10 protein-coding genes and 1 tRNA gene are annotated in these 8,216 nt (G+C 35.8%); 4 read left to right on the top strand and 7 right to left on the bottom strand.

The features are described from left to right. From L6N96_00295 to L6N96_00275, 5 genes are all read right to left on the bottom strand, one after another. Nucleotides 1-271 (bottom strand): hypothetical protein (locus tag L6N96_00295; GenBank protein MCP8322605.1); only part of this gene is annotated, 271 nt, incomplete at its 3' end. Between the two features lie 275 nt (nt 272-546). Then, nucleotides 547-2,310: an aldehyde ferredoxin oxidoreductase family protein gene (locus L6N96_00290; GenBank protein MCP8322604.1), complete on the bottom strand. Its 1,764-nt coding sequence runs from the start codon at nt 2,308-2,310 to the stop codon at nt 547-549. A 1-nt stretch (nt 2,311) separates the two neighbouring features. Beyond that, the gene (locus tag L6N96_00285) at nt 2,312-2,722 is read right to left on the bottom strand and encodes a 4Fe-4S binding protein (GenBank protein MCP8322603.1); all 411 of its coding nucleotides are present in this window, start codon (nt 2,720-2,722) and stop codon (nt 2,312-2,314) included. 83 nt (nt 2,723-2,805) lie between these two features. Further along, on the bottom strand, nt 2,806-2,985 hold the full coding sequence (locus L6N96_00280) for a hypothetical protein (GenBank protein MCP8322602.1): 180 nt from the start codon (nt 2,983-2,985) through the stop codon (nt 2,806-2,808). Between the two features lie 39 nt (nt 2,986-3,024). Then, complete coding sequence (locus tag L6N96_00275) at nt 3,025-3,345, bottom strand: hypothetical protein (protein ID MCP8322601.1); 321 nt, start codon at nt 3,343-3,345, stop codon at nt 3,025-3,027. A 250-nt stretch (nt 3,346-3,595) separates the two neighbouring features. On the opposite strand from L6N96_00275, the gene L6N96_00270 reads away from it, so the two are divergent. Next, nucleotides 3,596-4,270, top strand: a complete 675-nt coding sequence (locus L6N96_00270) for a RibD family protein (GenBank protein MCP8322600.1) — start codon at nt 3,596-3,598, stop codon at nt 4,268-4,270. A 635-nt stretch (nt 4,271-4,905) separates the two neighbouring features. On the opposite strand, the gene L6N96_00265 is transcribed toward L6N96_00270, so the two are convergent. After that, nucleotides 4,906-4,994, bottom strand: a tRNA-Arg gene (locus tag L6N96_00265). Nucleotides 4,995-5,064: 70 nt separating this feature from the next. Here L6N96_00265 and L6N96_00260 point away from each other — a divergent pair. The 3 genes from L6N96_00260 to L6N96_00250 are packed head-to-tail and all read left to right on the top strand — an operon-like array spanning nt 5,065 to nt 7,969. Further along, nucleotides 5,065-5,760 carry a phosphoglycolate phosphatase gene (locus tag L6N96_00260; GenBank protein MCP8322599.1) on the top strand — a complete coding sequence of 232 codons (696 nt, stop codon included), beginning with the start codon at nt 5,065-5,067 and terminating at the stop codon, nt 5,758-5,760. 12 nt (nt 5,761-5,772) lie between these two features. Continuing rightward, a complete protein-coding gene (locus L6N96_00255; protein ID MCP8322598.1) occupies nt 5,773-7,677 on the top strand; it encodes an arginine--tRNA ligase in 1,905 nt (634 codons plus the stop codon). Between the two features lie 58 nt (nt 7,678-7,735). After that, on the top strand, nt 7,736-7,969 hold the full coding sequence (locus L6N96_00250) for an FkbM family methyltransferase (protein MCP8322597.1): 234 nt from the start codon (nt 7,736-7,738) through the stop codon (nt 7,967-7,969). Between the two features lie 33 nt (nt 7,970-8,002). On the opposite strand, the gene L6N96_00245 is transcribed toward L6N96_00250, so the two are convergent. Next, nucleotides 8,003-8,216, bottom strand: a 214-nt coding sequence (locus tag L6N96_00245) for a hypothetical protein (GenBank protein MCP8322596.1), incomplete at its 5' end; no start/stop codon positions are given.

Here is an 8,216-nt window from a genome sequence, read left to right as displayed (position 1 = left end):
TTTCTATGTACAGGTAGGTATCTCTAACCTCTATCTCTGATCCTTGTAGGTCTACCATAGCACCCTGACCGTATATCCTAGTATCACCTGTTATCGTGACGCCACCTGTGTACAGAGTATTGGGATTAAGCCAGAATTCACCGCCAGTACCACCACCTACTGCATCAGATAATGCTTCTTGAGGCTGTGCAATAGCTGGTAATGGTACTGCAAGAATCAAAGGCATTATTAGAAGTAATGTAATTGTAATACTTCCAATGATTCTTTTCATCTAATTTCACCATAGATTATCTAGGTTTATTTAAAAAGCTTATTGTATAGGAAATATTTAGTAAGCCAATCTTAAAGAGATCGAAAGAAAAAAGAATTAGAAATAAAAGTTATTGACTCTAAGCTACTAAAGAGAGAGATACTATACCATAGATCGAATCAAATATTACACTGAAGAGTCATCCAATAATTGTATAGGTCAATACTACCTTCCACTTTAGAGGTTGCTATTATGTTGTATATATCATATGGTTGTTTTCAGCTATCTTATTTTGATCATAAATTCTCTATTTCATCTTTAAATTTTTTAATGCTCCTTTTTACTACGTCCTTACTAATTTTGCCAAAAAGAGTTTCTAACTCGAATATTCTATGCGGTATCTTTAATTCATCGAATCTAAAACCTTCACGAGTTTTAAAATCATATTTTGATTTTAATATCTTTTCTCCAATTTTTAAAAGATCATCATAAACAAGGTCATATTCTAATACAAGATAGGCTTTTGATACTATCTCAGGAGTGTATACTTTTCTAGCAAAAAAACAGATTACTAAACTAGATAGAATCTGTCGCCATTTTTCCTCTGCAATTAAAGAATTCGCTATCTCTTGTGGAACAAGATTCTTTCCAGCTGCTTTAAATTTTTGATCAAAACTATAACCTGCACTATCCAGATGACTATGCCTCGCCCCTGTAATAAAACCCACATAAGCAATTGGTCCTGTATGATATCCAGGCATTTCATTACCGCCAAAGGCTAATGCAAATTCCGTTCCTCCATATTTTGATGAGGCTTGAATTACACCTTTTGCGAGAAATCTGAAAAAATCATTTGGCTGTTCTACGATTAATTTTATAGCTTTAATATAATTTTCATAATCGCCCCATTTTAGATTAAGACCAAAAGTTTCTTTTTCAGATAAATATCCTCTTTCTTTCATTTCGGTTGCCCATGCAAGAGCTACACCGGTACTTATAGCATCAAGACCTTGAATCTCTACTTCATCCATAAGCTTGAGCAAACCTCTACTAGAACCTACACCTAACATCGATCCTAGCGAATAAATAAGTTCATAATCATATGAGATCATATTGGTCTTGTAAAAGTAGGGTTCTGATTCATATGGCTCTCGCAATGCTGCTATGTGGATGCAGCTTACAGGGCAATGGGAACAGGCTACTCTCCTACCAAGATAATTAACAGCAAAAGCTTCACCTGAAATCTCATCAGCCAAATCGAAATGATTGTCTTTGAGATTTTTTGTTGGCAGTACTTTTCTTTCATTTAATGGATTGATGTTCATAGAAGTACCTAATTCATGGTATTTTTTCATCAACGGAGATTCTACTAATGATTTGAAGATTTCTTTGTAGGTTTGTCTGTATAACTTTTGATCCTTAAATTTAAAAGATCTTTTTCCTGAAATCACAATTGCCTTTACTTTCTTGCTACCTAAAACTGCACCTAAACCCATTCTACCAAAATGTCTGTAAGTTTCTGTGATCAAACATGCATAGGAAACTAATTGTTCTCCAGCCCTTCCAATTCGCATAATTGTACGAATCCCTGATCCTGGTTCTTGTTCCCTGATAATTCGTCCAACAGTGTAACTACTGCTCATTCCCCAAAGTACCGATGCATCCCGAAAATGTACATCGTCATCATGTATAGCTATGTAAACCGGAGTTTCACTTTTCCCTTTTATCACTAAAGCACCGTATCCGGCCATTCTCATAGCTATTGCACTTCGGCCTCCTCCATGGCTTTCTCCTAAATTGCCAGTTAAGGGTGATTTGAACATAGCAACCATTTTTGAAGCTATGGGGAATATGGCATTAAACTGTCCAACTGTAAAGATTGCAGGATTATCAGGACTGAACGGATCAATACCTTTCGGGCATTCTTTATGGAGAAGCTGTATGGCAACTCCAGCTCCGCCAAGATAACTCTTAAAAAGATCTTCGTCTTCTTCAACCCAAAATCTTCGTCTTGAAAGGTCAACGTATAATATTCTTTTGATGGTATCATTTTCAATCAAGTCATTCACCTCTGATAGATTCAAGTTTTATTACATCAAAAGGGCAAAAGTCTACACAATAACCGCAGTACACACATATTACTGGCTTATTCATATTTTTATCCCAGAATATGGCTCCTATATCACACTCTTTCAGACAGTTTTGGCACCCTATGCATTTGTTCATATGTAAAGTTACTCCGCCACCCTCTCTTCGTACAAGAGCGTTTGTGGGGCATACCCTTGCACAAGGAGGATCAGAACAAGCTCGACAGACAGTGACTACAAAACCTCTTTCAAATCCTCCCACAGATTTAATATGTATAGCTGATCTGGATAAACCAGCTTCTGCAAAACGTCTATTACATGCAAACATACAACACTGACAACCGACACATAAATCAACATCAATAACTGATAATCTTTTAGCCATATTCAACAAAAACTATGTTAAGATATCTAATAAGAATAACTCTTAGGAGACCATAAGAGTCTATTGAGATTTCGCAATTGCCTTCACAACAGCTCCTTATCGATACTACATCCTTTACTTCTGAGAATATCTTCCACGAAGTCGTAGATGTCCGACTTCTCTTTTTGTCTGATACTTGGCTCTACCATAGCGTATTTGCTTCGAAGGAAGTCAACGCCCTTCATGCGAATATCATTATATGTGCCTATCGAGTACTCCATCATATATTTTTAACAATTAAGAACCGATCGAATCGTAAACATTCACAATTGAGTGAATTCATCGACCTGAGGAGTACCCAAATAAGTCTTCGATTCAGCATATCTGTATGCTTTTAGTTCTTCTTTTTCGAAGCGCACGCGCTCCTGAAGAGCTTCTATAGTTGGCCATTCCTCGACCCCAATAAAATGCCACTCTTCGTTTGACCAACGACAGTCAACCATCATTATGATTTTACAACCGAGTTCTTTTAAATTCTCGATATCTTTACGCATGAACTTTTGCTTTTCCTCTTCAGATAACTTATCCCATGCTTCCTTGAGTTTGGCGAAATAAAATCTGATGATAGGTTTTTTCTCAGCCATCTTATTAATCCCTCCACTATCACTTTAAATGATTTTGATTGAAAATATAAAACTTCCTTCATTGCTGGTGTAAAAGACACCTCAAAAAATTTAACTCAGATTCGCTATTCTTGGACTACACATTCAACTCTAAATTATTAGGTTTAGAAGTTTTTTATTGTACCATCAGCTTTCAAGTATAAGCTAGGTAGGAAAATTACTCGATTAAAGCTAAGATTCAATAATATTCATTTACTAAATTGAATAGAATATGCTGCCAAAAGTTATTGTACATAATGAAATAAGTCTGGATGGTTCCATTAAAGGCTTTGAACCAAACATTAGAAGATATTATGAGATAGCTGCTAGATACAGACCCGATATAGTATTAGTTGGCTCGATAACTGCGAAGACAGGTATCGAAACATATGTTAAAGATGTACCTTCTGAGGAAAAAATTGACTTTATAAAACCGGAGATTCAATTAGATGATAAAAGGCCTTTTTGGGCGATACCTGATACACGTGGAACTTTAAAGAATTTATTGCATGTATTTAGGAGAGCTAATTATTGTAAAGATATAATAATATTGGTATCCAAAAGCACTCCAAGCTCATATCTGAATTATTTGAAAGAAAGAAATTATGACCATATTATTATGGGGGAAGATCATGTGGACTACCAAAAGGCTTTCGAATTATTATGTAAAAGCTACAACTGTAAAATTATCCTTACAGATAGTGGTGGAAAATTAAATAATATTTTATTGGAAAGAGGCCTTGTTGATGAGATAAGTCTTCTGATTTCACCTATATTGGTGGGTAATAAATACAGATTGTTTAAGAGTTTAAAACTGAAAGACAGAAGTGTCAAATTAAGATTGTTAAAAAATGAAGTTATAGATGATAATTATGTACTGTTAGTTTATAAAATATCTAAACAATAAAGGAAAAAAAGGAGTGATTGACTTTTTTTTTAAAAATGTCTAATAAGAATAATCCTTTTTTTATTATTGTTGATGGGATTATAAAAGGAAGATTAAAAGCGATTCTTAAAACTGCTAGATAAACAGAATTTTTAAGGATGGAATCATCATCGAATTTTTTTCTAATTTCCTAGGTCTTTATTACTTAAATTCCATATTTACTGTATCTATACTATATATAGTGTACACTTTTTTAAAATAAGGAAATCTAGGAAAAATCAAGGAATTTTAAGGAACAATAGGAAAGTAAAAATCGCAAAATACCGCCAATGATGACCGGATCCAGGTATCAGATCAATAACCCTGAGCGTCATTCCTAGCCCATTTTTTAGGATTCCATGCAAGGAAAAATAAGAAATTTTTAAGAAATATTTATTTCCTATTTTTGGCCCAAAATTTCTTTTGCATTTCTTAAATAAGATTCCTTATATTTTCTTAATTATTGTTAAGAAAACATGTAGAAATCTGAGCTGGACGATAGGGCCCAATTTATTCCATTCAGGATTAATTACTATTCAAATAACTCTAGAAATCTCTTTTGGTAAGGATTTTCATTTTAAAAAAGGTAAATTAAATACAAAAGGGTTTAGTTGTAGCGGGCCCGATGGGATTTGAACCCACGACCTCTGGCTCCGGAGGCTTACGCAACTTCACAGCGCCCTGATCCATGCTAGGCTACGGGCCCATATTCAATCATAACCTCGCACACATATATATAACAACTAAATTTTATCCATAATCATTAGGTGCCTTTAATGGATTTGAAGGGATTTGCTGTCGATATCGATGGTACTATCACTGAAGATGGTGGGATTATCAACCTTGATGCTGCCTATACTCTACGCTGGCTTAATAAAATGGACTACAAAGTGATATTTGTTAGCGGTAGGAGTGCTTGGGAGGTTCTAGCTTTATCTGTCTATATAGGCACCACGAAAGTAGTAGTAGGAGAGAATGGGGGGGTTGTTGCTACTTCACCTGTTGACCTGTTTCTATTAGCAGACATTTCTTATGGCATAATGGGTTATGATTACCTTTGTAAAAGGATCAAGAATGTTAAGAAGAAAAAAGGTTTCCCACGCTTAACTGAAGTCGTCTTAGAAAGAAATTTTAATCTTAATGAAGGGAGAAAGATTCTTAATGAAAGTGGTTTGCCAGTCACAATCCAAGATAGCAAGTACGGATATCATGTATCCCATGAGACAGTAAGTAAGGCAAATGGTCTAAAAATTGCTGCAAAGAATCTTGGACTCGATACGAGTCAGATTATTGCTATTGGGGATAGTGAAATAGATATTCCTATGTTCGAAGTATGTGGTTATAGCGTGGCACTTGGAAATGCAACAGAGACCGTGAAGAAAAAGGCCGATTTCTCTGTGAACTTCAATATGGGTGAAGGTTTTTTAGAAGCTATCCAACATATTACCGAAAAATTCATGAAAATTCATTGATGAGGAGACGCTTTGAGCTTCAGGGACTTTAAAGAGGATGTAAAAATAAGTGTCGAGGGAGCTATAATAGATGCAGGTTTACCTTTAATGGATTTTGAGCCTTCAGAACCTCCAAGATCTGAGTTTGGTGATCTATCCGTAAATGTTGCCTTCTTAATAGCCAATAAACTTGGTCTCAGTCCTTTAGATGTGGCTAAGGAGATAGGTGATAAAATAAAAATTCCGAAAGACTCATTGATATCAAGTTTCGAAGTCTACAGACCTGGTTACATTAACTTTAATGTCAAATACCCAGATTTATCCTATAGATCGCTCTCCGAAGCCATATCTAAAGAGGATTACGGTTCTTTGAACATCGGTAAAGGGAAGAAGGTCTGTGTTGAGCATACAAGCGTGAACCCGAATAAAGCGTTGCATATCGGACATATCAGAAACGTAATCCTTGGAGACTCTATACAAAGGATATTGAAGTTCACTGGACATGATGTACAGGTCTTGAATTACATCGACGACTCAGGGTTACAGATAGCTGATATAGTTGTGGGCTTTAAATATGCAGGCTTTCAACTCGAACCTCCAAAAGGCCAGAAATTTGATCATTACTGTGGTAATCAAGTTTACGTAAAAGTGAATGAATTATACAACATCCAGCCTGAACTTGTTATAAAGCAGAAAGAGGTTTTGGGAGAAATAGATGAAGGTAGATCGGATATAGCTAAGTTAGCTCGAGATATTACAAGGAAAGTAGTAAAGGAACAACTTGAGACGTGCTGGAGAGTGGGCGCATTTTACGATTGCCTTAACTTTGAATCTCATATAATTGAAACAAGGCTCTGGGAGAAGTTGTTCAACTCTATGAGATATAAGGGAATAATTCAGCTTGCAAAAGAAGGCAAGCTTGCTGGATGTTGGGTAATCAAGATGGAAGGTGAGGATGATGAGAAGGTAATCAAGAGAAGCGATGGGACTTTAACATATATTGCAAAAGATATACCTTATGCTGCATGGAAGATAGGGCTTGTAGGTGATCCTTTTCAGTATAATATTTTCTTTAAACAACCCAATAGTAGTGAACTATGGTCAACAGTTTCAGGAAAAGGCAAGGATATTCATCCAGTTTTTGGGAATGCTGATTTAGCAATAACAGTCATAGATGTAAGACAAAGCAGACTTCAAAAGATAATCTCATACACCCTTTCTCTCTTAGAAGATGAAGAAATCGAAAAGAAATACGTTCATCTTGGGTACGAAGTTGTCTCATTGAGCAGAAGTACTGCTGATGAGCTTGGTATGATGATCGAAGAGAAAGATTTTATCCATATGTCTGGACGGAAGGGGATCTATATCAATGCCGATGACGTGCTTGATGTTCTCCATAAAAAAGCGTATGAAGAAACTAAGAAAAGGAATTTAAATGAAAGTGAGGAATGGCTTCATAATACTGCTGAGAAGGTAGCTGTTTCTGCACTTCGTTTCGATCTTATAAAACAAGATTTAGACAAAATCATTGTCTTTGATCTCCGTGAATCTCTAAACTTAGAAGGTGAGACAGGGCCTTATATCCAATATGCTTATGCAAGGGCATCTAGTATCCTTCGAAAAGCCAATACTGAGCTTGAGATTACTGTCGACAACGCTTCTAAATTAGATCATCCTACGGAGTTGAACCTGATAAAGCTGATCTCGAAGTTCGACCTTTACATCGAAGATGCTGTAAAGAATCTATCACCAAAAATTCTGGCTAGATATGCCTATAGCCTTGCTACGGGTTTCAATGCCTTCTATGAGAAGAACCCTGTTTTACACGAGAAAGATGAGAATAGAAAGATGGCAAGGATAGGTCTTGTTCAAGCCTTCAGAAATATAGTAAGAATTACCTTTGATTTATTGGGGATAGAAACACCCGAGAGGATATAATAAAATTAAAAATTTTCTTTAGTTACGTATAGAGATAGAGAGGAAGAGAGACGGCTTTATGACACCCCACTCGGGGGGTTATACCTTCTACAAAAAGCATAGACTATCGACAAGGAGATTTATCACGATCCCCATGAACATCTTGGATCGGCTCTTAGTGGATGTTCCAAAAGTAGATCTGATAAAAGTAGATGTCGAGGGAGCGAAGTTAGAGGTATTGGGAGGGTCCAAGGGAGTTATAGACAAGATCGACTCTTGGATCATAGAACTTCATACGAGGTATTATGATTAATATTTTGGATAAGTAACCTTAACTCTTGATTTTCTATGATTTTTTTGGCATATCTAATCCTCTTATTATGAAACTGTTAACTGCTATCCATAGAATTATCGTGAAGAACCCATGAATGTGGTGAACAACATTTACTTCTTGTCCAATAATAATTTCTAAAGCAATTAACCCAAAAAAACCACAGAATGTACCTATCACCTCGCAGATAATATGGCTTTTTTTCATATTATGAGCGGGATTTATCTCA

The organism is Candidatus Methylarchaceae archaeon HK02M2 (genome assembly GCA_024256165.1).
Lineage (GTDB): Archaea > Thermoproteota > Nitrososphaeria > Nitrososphaerales > JACAEJ01 > HK02M2.
The sequence above is the reverse complement of the archived record's forward strand: the minus strand, read 5'-3'. Positions and strand labels throughout refer to the sequence as shown.